Origin of the sequence: Mycobacterium helveticum, assembly GCF_007714205.1 — a bacterium.
Classification (GTDB): Bacteria; Actinomycetota; Actinomycetes; order Mycobacteriales; family Mycobacteriaceae; genus Mycobacterium; species Mycobacterium helveticum.
This window is the reverse complement of sequence record NZ_VMQU01000391.1, coordinates 1-291: the sequence shown is the minus strand read 5'-3', so window position 1 is coordinate 291 and position 291 is coordinate 1. Positions and strand designations below refer to the sequence as shown.

Annotated in this window: 1 protein-coding gene; it reads right to left on the bottom strand. The window is 60.5% G+C overall.

The genetic code is table 11. The features are described 5' to 3' along the window. A partial coding sequence (locus FPZ47_RS28065) for a Mu transposase domain-containing protein (protein WP_428321261.1) occupies positions 1-270 on the bottom strand: 270 nt, incomplete at its 3' end. Positions 271-291: the final 21 nt, after the last annotated feature.

The window sequence follows — 291 nt, the reverse complement described above, 5'->3', positions numbered from 1 at the left end:
GTTAGAGGTGACCCGCACATCCAAGCTGCACCCGATCAGCGCCGATGGCACGGAGTAGAAATTCCGGTCCACTTGAACGTGATAGTTCGGTCCCGCCTTTGCTTTTCGTAGATCCGCCAACTCGAACCGCACCGGCGGCAAGGGATTGAGCAGTGGCTTCTCATCCCGCAGGAACACGATCCGCCTGGAGTCCTCCCGCTTCTGGAATCCCCGCGCGTTGATCTGGTCGACCAGTTCGAAGATGGCCTCGTTCAACTCGGCCAGGCCCACGAACCGCCGATCACGCAGCAC